Source organism: Desulfovibrio piger, from assembly GCF_900116045.1.
Lineage (GTDB): Bacteria > Desulfobacterota > Desulfovibrionia > Desulfovibrionales > Desulfovibrionaceae > Desulfovibrio > Desulfovibrio piger_A.
Genome location: NZ_LT630450.1, coordinates 798638 through 814120, shown reverse-complemented (window position 1 = coordinate 814120; position 15483 = coordinate 798638). Strand labels below are relative to the sequence as shown.

Annotated in this window: 18 protein-coding genes; 3 read left to right on the top strand and 15 right to left on the bottom strand. The window is 61.8% G+C overall.

Annotation, left to right across the window (positions count from 1 at the left end):
• Positions 1–525 precede the first annotated feature (525 nt).
• From DESPIGER_RS04000 to DESPIGER_RS03990, 3 genes are all read left to right on the top strand, one after another.
• The gene (locus DESPIGER_RS04000; RefSeq protein WP_072333374.1) at positions 526–780 is read left to right on the top strand and encodes a type II toxin-antitoxin system Phd/YefM family antitoxin; all 255 of its coding nucleotides are present in this window, start codon (positions 526–528) and stop codon (positions 778–780) included.
• 2 nt (positions 781–782) lie between these two features.
• Complete coding sequence (locus DESPIGER_RS03995) at positions 783–1043, top strand: Txe/YoeB family addiction module toxin (protein WP_072333371.1); 261 nt, start codon at positions 783–785, stop codon at positions 1041–1043.
• A gap of 149 nt (positions 1044–1192) precedes the next feature.
• Entirely contained in the window at positions 1193–1957 is a 765-nt protein-coding gene (locus tag DESPIGER_RS03990) for an endonuclease (protein WP_072333368.1), read from the top strand.
• Between the two features lie 503 nt (positions 1958–2460).
• Here DESPIGER_RS03990 and DESPIGER_RS03985 read toward each other — a convergent pair.
• The 15 genes from DESPIGER_RS03985 to DESPIGER_RS03915 all read right to left on the bottom strand — a co-directional run bounded on the left by DESPIGER_RS03985 (position 2461) and on the right by DESPIGER_RS03915 (position 15483).
• A complete protein-coding gene (locus tag DESPIGER_RS03985) occupies positions 2461–4011 on the bottom strand; it encodes a hypothetical protein (protein WP_072333365.1) in 1551 nt (516 codons plus the stop codon).
• Between the two features lie 9 nt (positions 4012–4020).
• Positions 4021–4803 carry a hypothetical protein gene (locus tag DESPIGER_RS03980; RefSeq protein WP_072333362.1) on the bottom strand — a complete coding sequence of 261 codons (783 nt, stop codon included), beginning with the start codon at positions 4801–4803 and terminating at the stop codon, positions 4021–4023.
• Between the two features lie 12 nt (positions 4804–4815).
• A complete protein-coding gene (locus DESPIGER_RS03975; RefSeq protein ID WP_231927633.1) occupies positions 4816–5448 on the bottom strand; it encodes a hypothetical protein in 633 nt (210 codons plus the stop codon).
• 26 nt (positions 5449–5474) lie between these two features.
• Positions 5475–6014, bottom strand: coding sequence for a GNAT family N-acetyltransferase (locus tag DESPIGER_RS03970; RefSeq protein WP_072333356.1), 540 nt, complete (start codon positions 6012–6014; stop codon positions 5475–5477).
• On the bottom strand, positions 6004–6780 hold the full coding sequence (locus tag DESPIGER_RS03965) for a hypothetical protein (protein WP_072333353.1): 777 nt from the start codon (positions 6778–6780) through the stop codon (positions 6004–6006). Before DESPIGER_RS03965 ends, DESPIGER_RS03970 begins: the two co-directional genes overlap by 11 nt.
• Positions 6770–8617, bottom strand: a complete 1848-nt coding sequence (locus tag DESPIGER_RS03960) for a hypothetical protein (protein ID WP_072333350.1) — start codon at positions 8615–8617, stop codon at positions 6770–6772. Before DESPIGER_RS03960 ends, DESPIGER_RS03965 begins: the two co-directional genes overlap by 11 nt.
• Before the next feature lie 2 nt (positions 8618–8619).
• Positions 8620–9030, bottom strand: coding sequence for a hypothetical protein (locus tag DESPIGER_RS03955; RefSeq protein ID WP_072333347.1), 411 nt, complete (start codon positions 9028–9030; stop codon positions 8620–8622).
• 56 nt (positions 9031–9086) lie between these two features.
• Positions 9087–9299 carry a hypothetical protein gene (locus tag DESPIGER_RS03950; RefSeq protein WP_072333344.1) on the bottom strand — a complete coding sequence of 71 codons (213 nt, stop codon included), beginning with the start codon at positions 9297–9299 and terminating at the stop codon, positions 9087–9089.
• Entirely contained in the window at positions 9299–9976 is a 678-nt protein-coding gene (locus tag DESPIGER_RS03945) for a hypothetical protein (protein WP_072333341.1), read from the bottom strand. Before DESPIGER_RS03945 ends, DESPIGER_RS03950 begins: the two co-directional genes overlap by 1 nt.
• 1 nt (position 9977) lies before the next feature.
• The gene (locus DESPIGER_RS13400) at positions 9978–11339 is read right to left on the bottom strand and encodes a hypothetical protein (RefSeq protein WP_072333338.1); all 1362 of its coding nucleotides are present in this window, start codon (positions 11337–11339) and stop codon (positions 9978–9980) included.
• 2 nt (positions 11340–11341) lie between these two features.
• The gene (locus DESPIGER_RS03935) at positions 11342–11665 is read right to left on the bottom strand and encodes a hypothetical protein (protein ID WP_072333335.1); all 324 of its coding nucleotides are present in this window, start codon (positions 11663–11665) and stop codon (positions 11342–11344) included.
• Between the two features lie 63 nt (positions 11666–11728).
• Positions 11729–12373: a hypothetical protein gene (locus DESPIGER_RS03930; protein WP_072333331.1), complete on the bottom strand. Its 645-nt coding sequence runs from the start codon at positions 12371–12373 to the stop codon at positions 11729–11731.
• 45 nt (positions 12374–12418) lie between these two features.
• The gene (locus DESPIGER_RS03925; RefSeq protein WP_072333328.1) at positions 12419–14233 is read right to left on the bottom strand and encodes a hypothetical protein; all 1815 of its coding nucleotides are present in this window, start codon (positions 14231–14233) and stop codon (positions 12419–12421) included.
• 9 nt (positions 14234–14242) lie between these two features.
• On the bottom strand, positions 14243–14779 hold the full coding sequence (locus tag DESPIGER_RS03920; protein ID WP_072333325.1) for a hypothetical protein: 537 nt from the start codon (positions 14777–14779) through the stop codon (positions 14243–14245).
• Positions 14779–15483, bottom strand: a complete 705-nt coding sequence (locus tag DESPIGER_RS03915; RefSeq protein ID WP_072333322.1) for a DUF6682 family protein — start codon at positions 15481–15483, stop codon at positions 14779–14781. Before DESPIGER_RS03915 ends, DESPIGER_RS03920 begins: the two co-directional genes overlap by 1 nt.

The following is a 15483-nucleotide window of genomic DNA, read 5'->3' as shown; positions in this document are numbered from 1 at the left end:
GCCATAGTCGTCGGGATACCGGCACCCAGGCTGGCTCCCATGGTTGCCAGGCTGTAGGGCATGGAGATCATGGCATCAGCCACACCATCAAAGGCTTTCCCCTGATATTTCTGCACATAGGCAGCCTGCTGGCGGGCGCGCTCCTCACGGTCCCGCATGGCCTCGGTGTCCGTCACATCGATATCGCCGCCGTGCCAGGTATCGCGCACCGTGCCCACGATACCGCCGGGCAGCATGGTCAGCCCCTCGCCGATGGCAAGGGCCGTGTTTCCCAGACGTGCCAGAAAGCCGGGCTCGTCAGTCTGCTGTGCCGCAACATCGGGACCTTGGGCACTGCCCTGTCCCGCATACTGCGAAAAATCGACGTTGGAAAAGTCGAACAGGTAGTCCTGATAATTGGTCTTGGTCGGGCGATGGGATTCTCTGGCCATCTATGTTCTCCATGGGTATGGACAACGGCCGGAGGAGAGGAGTTGACAAAATAAACAAAATATGTACTCGTTTCTGTACAAAAAGGAGACGCATATGTCGCAGGCCATCACCTACACCGAGGCACGGCAGAACCTTGCGGAAACCATGAACCGGGTTTGTGACCACCACGAACCCGTCATCATCACGCGCCAGAAGTCCCCCTCCGTCGTCATGATGTCCCTGGAGGACTACAACGCCATCATGGAGACAGCCTATCTACTGCGTTCCCCGGCCAATGCCGCCCGGTTACGGGAAGCATTGCACGCCGCTGACGCGGGAAAGACGGTACAGCATGACCTTGAGGATTAGCCATGCTGCTGACCTGGACGTCCCAAGCGTGGGAAGATTATCTGTACTGGCAGGCGACCGACAAACGGACGGTGAAGCGCATCAATGAGTTGCTGCGTGATGCGCTCCGCAATCCGTTTGAAGGCCTTGGCAAGCCGGAGCCGCTCCGCTTTGACCTTGCGGGATGCTGGTCCCGCCGCATCAATCAGGAAGACCGCCTTGTGTATCGCCTCGATGCGCAGGGGATGGCCCTGATCGTCCTCCAGTGTCGCTACCACTACTGAGTTTCACCTTCGCTGCCTACCTGTGCTGGCAGCTCTTTGGCCGACAAGGGGCGGCTCTTCGGGGCCGCCTTCTTTTTACCTCTTCTTTCACCGTCCCTGTTGCCCCGCCCCCTGCCGCGTGGTAGCCTCTCCGCATCATAGGAGAAATCATGTACCGACACTTCCGCCAGATCACCTCTGCCTTGACCGCTGCCCTGATCTTCACCTTCTTGTGCATAGGTGTCACCTTCGCCGCCGGCAATGAAACAAACGATAGCTTCGCCAAAGCGAAAAAGATGCTGGAGCGTCAGGTCTACTTCGACCACAGGGTTACGCTCTACTGCGGAGCCATATTCGATGAGGGAAAAAACATCGACTTGCCCGACGGATTCGTGACGGAGAAGCACCAGAAGCGTGCTTCCAAAGTCGAGTGGGAACATGCCGTACCGGCTGAAAACTTTGGGCGAGCCTTCGAAGAATGGCGTGAAGGTCATCCCCAGTGCGTAAGCAAGGGCAAACCATTCAAGGGCCGCAAGTGCGCTGAGAAGGTGAATATGGAGTACCGGCATATGCAAGCTGACATGTACAACCTGTTCCCCGCCATCGGCGCTGTGAACGCGGTCCGGGGCAATAAGCAGTACTCAGAACTGCCTTCGGCTAAGTCGGCCTTTGGCACTTGCGAAGCCAAGATGGACGGAAATCGCTTTGAGCCCCCAACCCGTGCTAAGGGGCAGGTAGCCCGCGCGGCCCTCTACATGGCAGACAGCTATGACGAGTACCGTCTCAGCCGTCAACAGCGTCAGCTTTTCGAAGCGTGGAACAAGATGTACCCTATCGATCAATGGGAGTGTACCCGCGCCAAACGTATTGAAAAACTCCAGGGAAACGAAAATCGATTCGTCAAGGCACCCTGCCAGCAGGTGGGGCTTTGGTAAAAAGGAGGGGGAGATGAAAACGATGATGTGGAAAATCCTTGGCACAGTAGCGGTGGCAGGAATGCTTTTTTCCGCGCCGGCATGGGCGGAAGAAACCGAGGTCTTGTCCCAAACGCAGCCCTTGCAATGCGCCCCAGACCTCTCACAAAATGATGACGACCCGCTGGCTGGTATCTTGAGTGTCCAGCGCGGCTGCTGCTCGTGGCATGGCGGAGTATCTGGGCGGTGCCATAATGGGCGCGTCGTGTGTAATGACGGGACGCTGAGCCCGTCGTGCCGGTGTCAGAACTCCGAGGTGGAACTGGAAGCAGCTTCGTAGGTTGAACACCATATTTGGTTGAGGCCCCGCTTCGGCGGGGCTTTCTTGGTCCCGTCAGCTTCTCTTAAGCCTCAACGTGGCCGTGGCGCTGGGCCGCTAAAAAACATGGGCCGGGAACCGGATGATTCCCGGCCCTTTCCTCTCCTCTCTATGCCGTTGTCAAAGAGCTTAAAGTCCTGGCTGGCTAGTAGTAGCCTGGGATGGATGTCGGGGCCTTGGGATCGTTCAGGTCATCAAGGACCCCTTTCCCCATGCCACCCAGCAGCTGGGGCAGATAACCTGGCTCGTTCCAGAATCTCTCCGCAGCAGAGGGAGCGGTCTTGTCTGATGTCGGCGCGCTGGCACTGGTGGAGCCGGATTTGCCGTCAGCAGCTTTTCTGATCCTTTCCCCAAGACCATAAAGCACACCTTGCTGGCCTCCGGCATGGGCACTGCCACCGGCCTGATTGCCGGAATTCCGTTGCACAGGGGCTCTCCCCCGCATCATATCCAGCACAGCTTTTTCTGCGGTCTGCCTGTTGGGCGCTCCCTGTTGCATGGCTATGGCCACGTTTTCGTCAAAAGCGGCCAGGACAGCGTCGGCAGAAAGCCCATGGCGCTGCATGAAGTTTTCAAGAGCGGCGACCTTGCCGTGGTCCACACGTTCCTCTCCGCTGTTCGGATCCATGACGGTACAGGCCCGGCGCAGGGCAGAGCGGTCGCCGTCGGTCAGCTTGAAACCACCTGCGGTCTGGTCATTGCCGCTGCCTTTCTGCTTTGCCGGCCTGTAGGGGCTCATACCGGCTTGCAGGACGCCTTCCATGCCATCATACACACCGACTTGTCTGCCGCGGCGGTCAAAAACCAGCAGCCTTGGCTGGGCGCCGTAGTCATCCACAGGATTCTGGATCACGCCCAGGCCGACGACATTCCCGTCGGAATCGTAGAGGGGGATCTGTTTCTTCGGGTCGAGCCTGTTCTCGGCATTGCCCATGACGGTACCCCAATAGTAGCGGGCAGCTGCGGCATTGAATCCCGGGTTGACGGGATGCAGTTTCCCGTCAAGACCGCGCAAGACGGACTGTTCGCCCTGCAAAACCTTGTTCACCTCGTTCATGGCTTCCTGTGGGGTGATTACTTGGTCTGTGGCCGTCCATCCTTGGTGCTGGTCAGAACGGAACAACACCCTGAACTTTCCGTCCTGGGTTCCTTCAAGCCGGTAGGGCAGAGGGGATGTTGCAGCCAGCTGCTCCATAAGGGGCATGAACTGCTGCATATCTCCTGCCTGGAAGGCTTTGTTGACCGTCATGGCTTGCATCCGCCAGTCCTGGTATTGCTTGTCGGCAGCGGCATCCATGCTCTTCAGCATCTCCAGGCGGCCCTTTTCCGTGCCGGCCCTGTCCTTGACGAATTGCCCCACAGCCTGGGCGTGCCAGTAGTCCTGCATGTCCGGGTTGTTCTGGATGCTTTCAAAGCCACCCTGTCCAAAGGTCTTGCTCACGTCGTCATAGGCGCTGCGCAGTTTGTACTGGTCGTACATGTCCCACGCGCTGCCCGCCGCATCCACCAGGGAATTGACGCCTCTGCCCACAGCGGCGACCGCTGCGGCCCCCTTGTAGATGTCATCCCAGACGTTGCCTTCTTTCTTGACCTTGGTGGTGGTCTGCTTGGTCTGTGAGGCCGCAGCCTGTGTGGCGGCATTCATGGCGGATTGCGCCATCTGGGAAGGATTGATGCCCGTCTTGTAAAGAGCCATGACGCCCCCCTAGAAAAAGAAAGAGGTCAGAGCGCCGATACCGGCGCCGATGAGCGTCCCCACACCAGGGGCCACGGACCCGGCCGCGGCTCCGCCTGCTAGGCTGGAAGCAAGGGACGTTGCCGCCATGCTGCCGAGCACACCGCCAGCTGCACCCCCCACGACTTTGCCCACCTGGCCGCCCGTATTCCCGCCAATGGCTTGTCCCAGGGTCTGACCGCCCAGCGAACCAAGCACGCCGCCCGCGGCTGATCCCAGCATCGGACCAAGGGAAAATCCCGATCCCGCGCCAGCCGCGGCGCCTTCCGCAGTCCCTGAAGCCCCGCCGGACACGCCTTCGCCGATGGGTTTGGTCAGGTCTCCTGACATCGGGCCAAGGCTTTGGGCGGCCTCCTGGGGCGCCATGTGCAGCCCGGATGTCGCCACGTCACTGGCAGCGGCCTGAGCCCCTGTCTGGGCCTGCACGGCGGGCAGGGCAAGGTCGGCGGCCTGTGCCGCCTGGACACCGCCTGTGGCAGGCGCGGCTCCGGCTCCTGCGCTGGCTGCTTCCGCAGCGGCATCCGGGGCCCCAAGTCCTGCCAGAAAACCGTAGGCGTCCTGCCCCATGCCATAGAGCTGCTTGCCCGTGCCCACCACACCAAGGCCTTGCGTGATGACTTGCCCGGGAGTGGGCGGCGCCGGCTCATATTCTGTCCTGGGCCCTTCCTTGGTCCGGCTGCCCATGGTCTGAGTGGCCTGCTGAAAGGTATCGCTTGCCCGGTTGAAAGGATTTTTGGAGGCGTACAGTGCCATGATGATTCCTCCTTAACTGGACAGAGCGCCAAGCCCGCTCAGGATCCCGCCCGTGGCATTGAAGCTGGCGGCATTCTTCAGACGTTCATAGTTTTCCTGTTCCGCACCCACACGGGCCTGCGTTCTGGCGCCTGCAAGCTGCGCGGCCTTCTGGGTATCCAGCGCGGCGTTGACGCCTTGAAAGCGTCCGCTGTTCGGGTTGACGCCCATCCGGGCATTTGCCCGCAGTGTCTGCCCCTGCACGTCCTTCCAGGCGCTGGAGGCATCAGCGGTAGCCAGGGCCATGCGTTCATTGATGTCAACGCCGGAGGTGGACGCTTCCAGGAACTTCTGGGCGGCTTCCGTCTGCTGGGGCAGCAGCTGCGTGGCTGCCTGTAACTGGTTCTTGTACAGGTTCGTTTCCAGCGGCAGCATTTCCATGTTGGCCTGGGCCTGGGCGATCTCATAAGGCTTGAAATGCGTCTGCCACATTTCAAAGTATTCCCGTGCCCAGGCCTGCTGCTCTTCGGAAAGCGCCGCCATGCGGGCGTTGTACTCATAGTCCACGGTATTGGTCGTGCTGCTGCCGCCCCCGCTACCGCCGCACAGGGCTACGGGCCCGTCGTAATCGTAGGCATCCGCTTCGATCACGGACATATCGTCCATTTTGAAAACGATTCTGGTGTAGATCCTCATTTCTCTATCCCCAGGCTGTCACGGGTCACGGCCACGAGCATGGCGTCAGCACTTTTGCCGTTTGCAGCATCAAAAACTCCATGGGGGATGACGCCGATCTGGCGCGCACCACATAGGAGAGCCAGGCGCCACGCCAAAGCATTTTTCCTTGGCGTCAGGCCCAGCAGTACGTCGAACAGGTAGCCCTGCTGATCCTTGAAGGTCAGCACGCGGGAGAATATGGCCCGCCCCATCTGGCAGGTGGTCTGGTGGCCCCAGAAGTCGCGGAAGAACACAAAATGCCCGTAGGCGCTCTTCCCCCGGACGGTATTGAACCAGCAGAAACCGGCCTGACGTCCTTCCCAGAAGACCAGAAAGGGCAGGCTTCCGGGGTGCAGGATGTCCGCCAGGAATTCTTCCTCGCTGCGGATCGTGCCGTCATAGTAGGTACAGGAGAGCGTCTTTTCGCTTTTCAGACGTCCGTAGATGGCACGCAAAAGATTGCGCTCGGCGTTGGTGTCCCCCAGATAGTGCATGTGCAAACGGCTATCCTGCATCGTCTGCCTCCTCTCCTGCCGCGCTCCAGGCAAGCGTCCCGCTGCTGATGGTCTCGATTGTCCCGTCTTCCAGGGGCGTTTCAAGGCAGCAGCGGGCGGTGAAGGTCCAGCGTCCTGTGGCAGTATCCTTGTGGAGATTTTCAAGTGCTACTTTAAGGTTTCCTTCTGCCGGTCTGGACGCATCATCCGGGAAGGGCATCTTGAACCCGGCAATGGCGAGAAGCGGCATCATGGCAAAGTTGCCCAGCAGCGTTACCTGCTCACCATCCGCCGCTGTGCCGGCTTCCTGGGCCATGTCGAAAAGTGTCCCGGGCGCCATCTTCTCCGGTGTCACAGCTCCGTCCGCCAGCTTTTCCGTGGTGATGGCGGCATCGGCAACCCGCGATGTGGTGACAGCCCCAGGCTGTAATTCTTCTTCACCAACGGATTTGACCCCCAGCTCACGGCTGCCGATGCTGCCCATCTCGATCTTGGCCCCGGTGATGGCGTTGTCAGCGATCTTGGCAGAAGTCACGGCTCCGTCTGCCAACTTGGCCGCCGTTACAGCTCCATCAGCCAGCTTCGTTGTCGTTATCGTCGTCTGGGTATTCCCTCCCAACGTGATACCGGAATCTCCACGCCGCACGGCCTGCGCTTTTTCAGAACCACGAGACAGGCCGGCCAAACGCCGAACGACAGCGTCGAGGCTTTGCAGGTAGATGGTCAGTCCGGAAGGCAGTCCGCGTGGGACGCTTTGCAGCCCGCGGTCGAGGCTTTCAGATACCATTTTCTACCCCTTCGATACTGCCTCCCAGGCGCGCCTCGTAAACGTCGGCCGTCCCGGACAGGCAAAAACTCCATACACGTTCGGCGCGTGTCGGCCGTATGCGTACGGCCTTGTCACCGGTCAAAAACAGGGTTTCCCTTTGCCGTACGCTGTCCGGGCCAAAAATGTCCATCTTGACAGGATTTCCAGGGGACATCTCTCCCTGCACACGGGCAGCGGCCATGGCACACAGGGCCGAGGAAAAGAAGGTCTTGCTGTGCCAGCAATAGGGCAGGGGGGCGGCATCGTCGGCTTCAAACTTCCAGATACCAGGGCCATCCGGCGTTTCCACGCTCAGATACAGGGCATCATCCTCGCTGTGGTGGTACAGGCAGCGCACCTTCCATCCTTCCGGCAATTCCAGGCGGGTGACGTCCGCACGCCCGATGTGGAACAGGATGCCGCTGCTGCTCCCCTCAAAGAAGCCGATATAGCGGTTCTCATGCACGGCCCCCATAAGCCGTTCCGGCCCCAGCGCCTGCCACTGTTCCCTGCTGTATGTTTGATCTGTGGCCAACGTCTGCTGATTGCTGGAAAACAGCATCAGCCCGTCCGGGCTGGCATACAGCACACCTCCGGGCAGCGTGGCCACGCTGCGGGCGGAGACGCAGGCCTGCTCGATGGGCAGGTGGGTCAGGGCCAGACTTTCCGGCACCGAGCCTTGCGCCAGATACGGGCGGCCTGTGGTCAGCACGACGATGGTATTGTCCACATGGGCCAGGGCCACGATGCTGTCCTCGACAGTCAGGCGGTAGGATGCGGGGAAGGCATAAGGGATAAATGGTTCAGAGATCAGCAGTTCATTGCCTCGAAAGGCAGCATAGATGCCGTTGTCCGTCTTGATGAGACCGCGGGCATTGTCCGGGATGGGGTCCCAGGTGCTCGTCTGGAGGACTTCGGTGGAGACGTCCTTGTCATGCAGGGCGTCCGTGTATTGCCAGTCGGCCGTCTCCAGCTCTTCCACAGGGATTTCGACCACCAGACGGAACTCTGACGATTCCAGCCCGGAAACCGTACGGTACAGACGGATGTGCGTCACGGTCAGCCCCTCCAGATCCGGCAGAGCGAACCCCGTCAGTGTCACGCCGTCGCCGTCCAGCACGTCGATGACCTCAGAAGCGGGAGAGGGCGCACTTTCATATTGGATGACCCCACCAGCCAGCATTTGGACGTAGGTGTACACATAGGCTGTACTGCGCTGGATGCCGCTGTCCGTTATGGGAGTGTCGTTGTCCTCTTCCTCGCTTTCTCCTTCTTCTATGAGCGTAGCGCGGGACAGCACTTCCACCTTCGCCGTGTCGCTGTCCTGAATGATCCCGCACAGCGCGTCGCTCTCACTGCCATATCGGGCCGGTGCGGCAGCAATGTGATCCGCAGACCAGGCGCGCCCTTCCGTCTCCTGTAGCTGGGCACCTGCTGCGGCAGCCAGCGTCAGGGCTGCCGCAGGACGGGGAATGCCAAGACGATACACGTCCCCCCCTGCCAGATACATAGTCGGGTACGCCCGGTCTCCGGTCACCAGCAGCTGCCCCAGGGGCTTTTCCCCATCGGCGTCCAGTACCGCGCTTTTGACTACGCTGACCTCGCCGGGCCAGTGCAACCAGCCGTCTGTGTCGTGCTTGAATATGGTTCCCGCCGGATCGGGCAGGGCAAGCACCTTATTCGGCCCAGCCAGCGCGCGCAGGGCGCCGCTGTCCAGATCACAGTTCACGCAGTCACGGGCATTCTGGCTTTCCAGCAGCCGAGAAGAAATACGAGGTATGGCACCTGCAAAAGCCGCAACGGTAATGGTGGGCATGATCAGTACGCATCTCCCGGACTGTAGCTGTGGTACTTCTTCTCATGATCGGCAATGGCCGTATTGATGGCACTCTGCACACCGCTGATCTTGCATTGCACGGAAGGATCAAGGCCATCGAAGGAGAACGATCCAGATATGTCGCCGGTAAATGTTATGGTCACCGGTGATGCCAGGCTTTGGGCCGCCTGGGCCGTTTTGGCCGTCTTGGCCACGCTGGCCTCGTACACCACAGCATCCAGTTCCCCATGATCGTCATTGCCCTTGCGGTGAACGTCGATACGCATCCAGGGGGACCATGCCCCCTGGTGCGTCGTGCGTACCTTGATGATGTTCTGGTCGCTGCCCGGTTCGTTGCAGACAGCGATCTCCATTTTTTCCGTGGCATTGGAGACGACGAATCCAAGTTGCATGGAGTTCTCCGTCAGCGCAGTTCAGGCGGCATCTGGCGGCCGGTGCGCTCGCTTTCTCAACTCAGTTCGCAGTGGCGGATGGAGGTCCCACCACGCTGTTCTCTGTCCCACCAGAACAGTATGTCGATGAGACGGCAGGGCCAGGAGCGCACATCATCTTTGTGCCAGCGCCAGCAGCGGGAGCTGAGGGTCTCGTCGGGCCAGCCGCCCAGCAGGGCATTGAGGAGCTGGTCGCAGGCCACCAGCAGGCCGTGCAGATAGGCGGGCATCAGATGGCCTCCACGTCTTCTACGGTCTGCGCGGCGGCCACGGCGGCCTTGCGCTGCCCGCCTTCGGCCATCTTCGCGGCTTTGTGGTTCAGGGCGGCGGCGTAGATGGGCAGGAAGGTTTCCGCCGTCAGGTTCAGGATGACCAGCTCTCCTTTGCTGTCCGCCGTGTGGTTGCGGTAGGCGTTCCACGGCGTAGACGTGGGGATGCCTCCGCCGGCTGCTGCCGCCAGCTGCATGGACAGAGCGGCGTCGGCAAAGTTCTGCTGGTCGAACTCATCATACGAGAAGTGTAGAAGCTCCGGCGTGCTGGCATCCGGCGGCGTTGCTACACACTCGAAACCGGCCATGATGGCGGCCGAGGTCTGGGCGTCGATGGCAACCAGCTTGCGGGCCTTCACGTTCTCCAGGGAGTTGTAGGCTTCCTCGGCGGCCGCCGCTTCAGCTTCCAGCCGTCTTTTCTCCTCTTCCCACAGGGCCACATAGGGGGCCACACGCTCTTTGTAGTCGTCGGCGGAAAGCTCCTCGTTGGGACGGTCGCCTGCTGGTTCCACATGTCCCGCGCCGTCGTGCCACTGGAGGGCGTGGAAGGTCTCGGATGTGATGCTGTCCAGAAACAGCACTTCCCCGTCCACAGAGACGATGCCGTCGGACGGGATGACGGTAACGTGTGTTTTCATGCTAGACCACCTTGATGAAGTAGTTCATGGCGAGATGCGGGTCGGTGTGCGTGCCGGAGACGGAGCCGGACAGGGGGTGCGTGTGGGAGCCGTTGCCACATCCGCCATGCCAGCCAGTGCCACTAGTTACCGTTGTGTCGGGCGTACTGACGACACCGGCGCCAGTTTTCGCTACAAAACTCGCGGGCTCAGTAAAATTAGATGAGCCCGGCGTCCGTAAATTCAAGCGACGCGCTGTTGGGTGGATATGGTCTGGAATCTGCGTTGAAGTAAGCGTCGTTGCCCCGGTATTGCCAGAAATGTTGACATCTATGTCTTCACTACCACCATCTGTGCCTTCGGGCTCGGCCTCGCTGGCGCCCCGGACATAGCGTCCGCGCAGGTCAGGCACCACATCCCCCTTGCCGTCGCTCCCGCCGTCGCAGAGTACCCACTCTTCCCTGGCCCCGGACTCTCCCGGCATGATGGCCCGGCGCCCGTCGCTGCCGCCCAGTCCTGCGCCCCAGATGGGGATGGGCACGAAGGGTGGGAACATGTCCCAATAGTCGGCCTTGGGAACCCAGCTTTCATCCAGCGTTCCGTCTTTCCCGGCCTGGGGCACGGTGTTGGCCGCCGCCGTGGTGCTGGCTAGCACGCTGCCGCGCTGTATGGCCGTGGCCTGGCGGACGCGCAGGGTGCCGTCCTCTTCCAGCGTGAGGCCATCCTCGTCGCCTGTCTGGGGCATGACTTTGCCTGCGATGGCAGGGGTGGCGATGGGGACAGTATTCGCGGCGGCATCAGCGGCGCTCTGGGCTGCATCGACCAGCTTTTTGAGGTCGTTACCAGCCTTGGCGCTCAGGGCCACGTCCGTGGCGGTGGAGGTCAGGTCCGAGGTCAGGGGAGGGGTGTCTCCCTTAGGACCTTGCGGGCCTTCTGGGCCTTGGGGACCCTGGATGCCTTGGATGCCCTGTTCGCCCTTGGGACCCTGGGGGCCGGTGTCGCCGGTATCGCCCTTGGGGCCTTGGGGGCCTTCCGGTCCCTGTGGACCTTCGGGACCTTGCGGACCGGTGTCGCCGGTATTCCCCTTGGGACCGGTTTCCCCTTGTTCTCCCTTCAGGTCCACGGGGCCGGCGACGATCGTCCCGTCCTTTTTTTTCCATTTCAGGCTGGTCCCTTCCATGACGGGGGTAGGCATCTGCTGTTCCACTGCGTCCGGGATAGCCGCACCATGCGCAGTGGGGTCGTTCACATGCTCGGCCAGCAGCTGCGCCCCCTCCACAACGGTCTTCTGCGCCTGCTGCAAGGCAGCGATGCTTTCATTGACCTTGCCGATGACTTCTTCCGAGGTGGGCGGCGTGGTCTGTGCTTCGGTGGTCTGGCTCATGTTTACTCCTGCGCGGCACTGGCCGCGTCGTAGCCGTGTTCAGTCGCCCACAGTTCCAGTTTGGTCAGTCTGTCCGACGTACTGATCTGTTCCGCCTGGAAGCCGGACAACAGTTCTTGCATGTCCGTATGCGTGTGCCCCTCCTTGCTCAGGCTGGGCCACGCTTCCAGCAGGCTCTGCCCGCCCGGCACGCGCACACTGTGGGCCGTGGTTTGTGGCGCCAGCATGACAGTTGTCCCCGCCGGGATAGTGACTCCTCCAACAGCAAGGGGCTTCTCCAGGGTGACGAACATGTACTGTGCCAAAATTTTCATGCTTTCCGGCATGATGCCTCCATAACAGGGCAGGGGAGTTCCCGCTCCTCCTGCCCCTTGCTGCGTGCGTCAGGCCTACACGCCGGGCACGGTATAGTCTTCCACCACCACACGCAGCTTGCCGGTGTAGGCAGTGGCGTTTTCGATGCTGTTACCGAAGGCGATGCCGGTTTCACCGGTCAGCTCCTTGCCGTTGAAGACCAGGTTGCCGGATTCGGCCTTGCTGATGGCATCCAGCACGTCCTTGTTGGCATGGCTGTGTTTGGCCGCCTCCAGGGCGTCGATCAGGGCCTTGAGGGCCTTGCCCTGCTCGGCGGAAAGCACCTTGTCCGCGCCGCCCGTGGTCAGGTCATTGACGATCTCGCTCTTCTTCACATGATCGGCCAGCAGGGCGTCGATGCTGTCCTTGTTCTCGTTGATGGCATTGACCAGCTCGGACAGGCGGTCGATGGTGCCATCGTCGGGCTCGCCGGTCAGGAAGTTGTTGACCGTGGTGGAAAGGCTGGAGAGGCTGCTCTGCAGGGTAGCGATGTCGCCGGTTTTCACCGCTTCGATGGCCGTATCGATCTGGCCCTGGATGCTTTCCGTGCTGGGCGCAGCGGCCAGGTACTCGGCAAGGGTCTTGCCGGAGGTCTTGTCGAACACGTCCTCGCTCTGGATGCTCGCAGCGTTGCCTTCGGCGTCGAAGAAGCGGAACAGTTTCTTGGTGGTTTCAGCCATGGGTAGTCTCCTGTATTGGGTTAGGGGTGGATAGGGATACAGCCGCTACGGCGTGTATTCTTCAAATTTGGCGACCAGGGCCGCATTGGAGGGGGGCGTTGCGCCGGGTTCGACCAGGGTCACAGGGGCCACGGTCACACCGGGCGCGATCTCCACGCCTTCCGGCGGGAGTTGCGGTTCGGGCTCTATCCAGTCGGGGTCTTCCGTCACATGGCGCAGCTCAAGTTTGGTCACACGGTCGCTGAGCGTATAGAACTGCTCGGCAAGTCCGGCCACGGCCATCTGGACGGTGTAGGAATCCTCCAGTTTTCCGGCAAAGCCTTCCGCCCTGGCTGCGGCATCTTCCGCGCTGTCGCTGGCTTTTTCCGCCCTGTCGGCGCGAACGTTGGCATAGTTGGCCTGCCGTGCGGATTCCGTGGCGCTGTCCTTCGCCTGTACGGCGCTTTGCGCTGCCGCAGCGGCGTGTCCTTCCGCTTCGGCGGTGGCACGCTCCACGGCTTCTGTCACCACCTGCGGCGTGAGCAGATCCACGGCGACATCCAGAATGGACTGGTCCACATCGGTGGCGATCTTTTCAACGTCTGCCCGCTCTGCTTTCACAGCCTGCAAATCACTGGCGGCCGCCTGCTGTGCGGCAAGGGCCTGTTCCGCTGCCAGATTGGCGTCGTCGGCACTGGCATCAGCGGCCTGGGCTGCCTTCTGGGCAGCCAGGGCGGAACCTGCGGCATGGTCGGCGCTCTTTTGTGCGGAATCTGCGGCAGCCTCGGCCCGCTGGGCGTCGGCATTGGCACAAGCAGCAGATGTTTCTGCCTTCTGCGCGGCATCCAGGGCATCGTCGCGGTAGCGTTCGAGGCCCTGAGCGGCATTTTCGGCCCGTTCGGCGCACTGGCAGGCCTTGGTAGCCGAATTCGTCGCGGCAGCCGCAGAACAGGAAGATTTCTTGGCTGCGCTTTCCGCCCGCTCCACGAGGTTGAGGACATCATCCTCGTATTCGGCAGCGATCTCGCGCAGTTCTTCCAGGGCGTTGTCCCTGGCATCCGTGATGTCGTGGACAGCGTTCTGGCCGGCATTGGTGATGCTGGCGATGGCTGACCCCTGGGCATCACTGACGGCCCGGCTCATATCATCCAGGGCTTCTCCGCTGCGCTGCTCGATGGCCTCAAGGGCAACAGCTTCCTGTTCCCGGATGCAGCGCGTGGCATCGGCCACCAGGCGGCCGGCGGTCTCTTCCACCCGCTGCGTCACAGAGGTCTCAAAGTCGCTGATGCTGCCTTCCACGCTGTCCACGAGGCCCTGTGCCCTGTCCGCCTGTGCGTTGGCGTTGCCCTCCGCAGCCTGTGCGGCCGTCTTGGCGGCCTCGGCCTGCTGCACGCTGGCCGTTACCTGTGCCAGGGTCGATGCCGCAGCCTCGGCCTGATCCCGCGCCGCCTCAGCGCTGCCGGCCGCCTGCGCGGCATAACCGGCCACTTCCTCCGGCAGCAGGGATCCCGCCGGCAGTGGCTCGCGCGGGGCCAGGTCCATGATGTCCATGAGGTTGCAGTCCGCATTGGGCACAAAGACCTTGGCGCGGATGGTCCGCATGGGAGCTGTGGCGGGGACGCTGCCGCACACACCGGCCCCGGATGCAGGAAAGCTGATATGCACGTCATAGACGCTGCCTTCGTAGCCAAGGGCATTGGGAAAAACACGCAGCACACAGCGTCCGGTCTTGTCCGTCGTTCCCGTGACCTCACGGGGGACCACAAGGCCCTGATACTTGTCAGGGCTGCACAGCCGCATCCTGACCACGGCACCGGCACAGGCATGCCCCTGCTGGTCGTTGATCTGTGCTGTGACGTTGACGAGAGGCAGGTTGCTCATGACAATCTCCTACCGGGACATGGCCCGGATACGCGCCCGCGCCACACCTTCGTTGTATTGTTCCAGTGCCACCTGAGCTCCGGCAGCATCCGTCCAGGTGACATTCTGGCCGGACATGGCCTTGAGGCGTGCCAGCGCACCATAGGCAAGTACGTCGCCCCAGGCTTCGATGAGCTGTTCGGGCAACCGTTCTGACAGGCGGGACGGACACAGGGCCGCATCCACCACGACACTGCATTCCCGCGGCAGGACCGTCCGCAGGCAGAGGCTGTTTCCTTCGGCCCGGTAGTCGTCCGGCAGCAGCCTGTTGCCGTCCAGCCAGACGCCCAGAATCATGACCAGCCGGCTGCCAGTGGGCAGTGAAAGCGGGATATCCGCTTCTCCCTGCAATCCTGTTTCTTCCAGGCGTTCTCGCCAGACAGCGGCTTGCTCGCAGAAATGCTTGGCCACAGCCTGCAGGGCATCCAGCACCATGCCGCGCGGGCAGGGGAGCACCTGCGGCAGGACCTGGCGCACGAGGATGTCCAGAGATTCCATGCGTACCATTACGCTCCTCCCACGCTGCTTTTGGCTTTGGGCCAGACGCTGTCCACCTGCGTTTTGACGCCCAGCAGGGCATTGAACTGCTGCATGTGGTAGCTGGCCTTGGTCGCATTGCTGCTTTCATTGTCCCCGGACAGAACGGAGGCCAGCATGTGGTGCACAAGGGCCTGGGCATAGTCATCAGCCACTCCCAGGGGTTGGTCCGGCGTCTGGATAGCCGTCGGCGCCGCGTAGTAGGTGGCTTCCACATACACATCGACATCGTCCGGGACAGGCGGGCACACGTAGTACACCTGGCTGTTGCTGGTCCGGTCGTAAGCAAAGTTCTCCACCCGGCAGTCAGGTCGCACGCTGTCGGCCCAGGCCATGAGCACGTCGGGCTGCGCGGAAACGATGGATGCCCCGGGGTGTTCGCCGTCCATGCCCATGTTCCGCACAAGTCCGCAAAATCCCGTGGCATCGCGGCTGGCGCCGTGCCGCCTGCGAGAAGGGATATGCTGCAACATGCCTGGCTCCAGGCGGATGACCTCCGTCACGGCACAGCAGTCGGGGCGTTGCAGGGCCACAGCCCGCAGGGCGGCATTGAGAAAGTCGAGCAGGCCGATGCGGCCCTCTTCGGCTTCCCATGGCCAGCGGGCGGCCATGCCCGGCTCAAGGTCCTGCAACGCACCCGACACCAGGCGGAGGACGTCAGCCGCCAGCAGCAT

Excerpts from the sequence above, each read along its gene's own strand:
- DESPIGER_RS03975 (WP_231927633.1), bottom strand. The coding sequence starts at position 5,448 with ATGGACGATATGTCCGTGATCGAAGCGGATGCCTACGATTACGACGGG.
- DESPIGER_RS13400 (WP_072333338.1), bottom strand. The coding sequence starts at position 11,339 with ATGAGCCAGACCACCGAAGCACAGACCACGCCGCCCACCTCGGAAGAA.
- DESPIGER_RS03950 (WP_072333344.1), bottom strand. The coding sequence starts at position 9,299 with ATGCCCGCCTATCTGCACGGCCTGCTGGTGGCCTGCGACCAGCTCCTC.
- DESPIGER_RS03965 (WP_072333353.1), bottom strand. The coding sequence starts at position 6,780 with ATGGTATCTGAAAGCCTCGACCGCGGGCTGCAAAGCGTCCCACGCGGA.
- DESPIGER_RS03955 (WP_072333347.1), bottom strand. The coding sequence starts at position 9,030 with ATGCAACTTGGATTCGTCGTCTCCAATGCCACGGAAAAAATGGAGATC.
- DESPIGER_RS03920 (WP_072333325.1), bottom strand. The coding sequence starts at position 14,779 with ATGGTACGCATGGAATCTCTGGACATCCTCGTGCGCCAGGTCCTGCCG.
- DESPIGER_RS03915 (WP_072333322.1), bottom strand. The coding sequence starts at position 15,483 with ATGCTGCTGGCGGCTGACGTCCTCCGCCTGGTGTCGGGTGCGTTGCAG.
- DESPIGER_RS03925 (WP_072333328.1), bottom strand. The coding sequence starts at position 14,233 with ATGAGCAACCTGCCTCTCGTCAACGTCACAGCACAGATCAACGACCAG.
- DESPIGER_RS03995 (WP_072333371.1), top strand. The coding sequence starts at position 783 with ATGCTGCTGACCTGGACGTCCCAAGCGTGGGAAGATTATCTGTACTGG.
- DESPIGER_RS03990 (WP_072333368.1), top strand. The coding sequence starts at position 1,193 with ATGTACCGACACTTCCGCCAGATCACCTCTGCCTTGACCGCTGCCCTG.
- DESPIGER_RS04000 (WP_072333374.1), top strand. The coding sequence starts at position 526 with ATGTCGCAGGCCATCACCTACACCGAGGCACGGCAGAACCTTGCGGAA.
- DESPIGER_RS03935 (WP_072333335.1), bottom strand. The coding sequence starts at position 11,665 with ATGCCGGAAAGCATGAAAATTTTGGCACAGTACATGTTCGTCACCCTG.
- DESPIGER_RS03960 (WP_072333350.1), bottom strand. The coding sequence starts at position 8,617 with ATGCCCACCATTACCGTTGCGGCTTTTGCAGGTGCCATACCTCGTATT.
- DESPIGER_RS03930 (WP_072333331.1), bottom strand. The coding sequence starts at position 12,373 with ATGGCTGAAACCACCAAGAAACTGTTCCGCTTCTTCGACGCCGAAGGC.
- DESPIGER_RS03970 (WP_072333356.1), bottom strand. The coding sequence starts at position 6,014 with ATGCAGGATAGCCGTTTGCACATGCACTATCTGGGGGACACCAACGCC.
- DESPIGER_RS03945 (WP_072333341.1), bottom strand. The coding sequence starts at position 9,976 with ATGAAAACACACGTTACCGTCATCCCGTCCGACGGCATCGTCTCTGTG.
- DESPIGER_RS03980 (WP_072333362.1), bottom strand. The coding sequence starts at position 4,803 with ATGGCACTGTACGCCTCCAAAAATCCTTTCAACCGGGCAAGCGATACC.
- DESPIGER_RS03985 (WP_072333365.1), bottom strand. The coding sequence starts at position 4,011 with ATGGCTCTTTACAAGACGGGCATCAATCCTTCCCAGATGGCGCAATCC.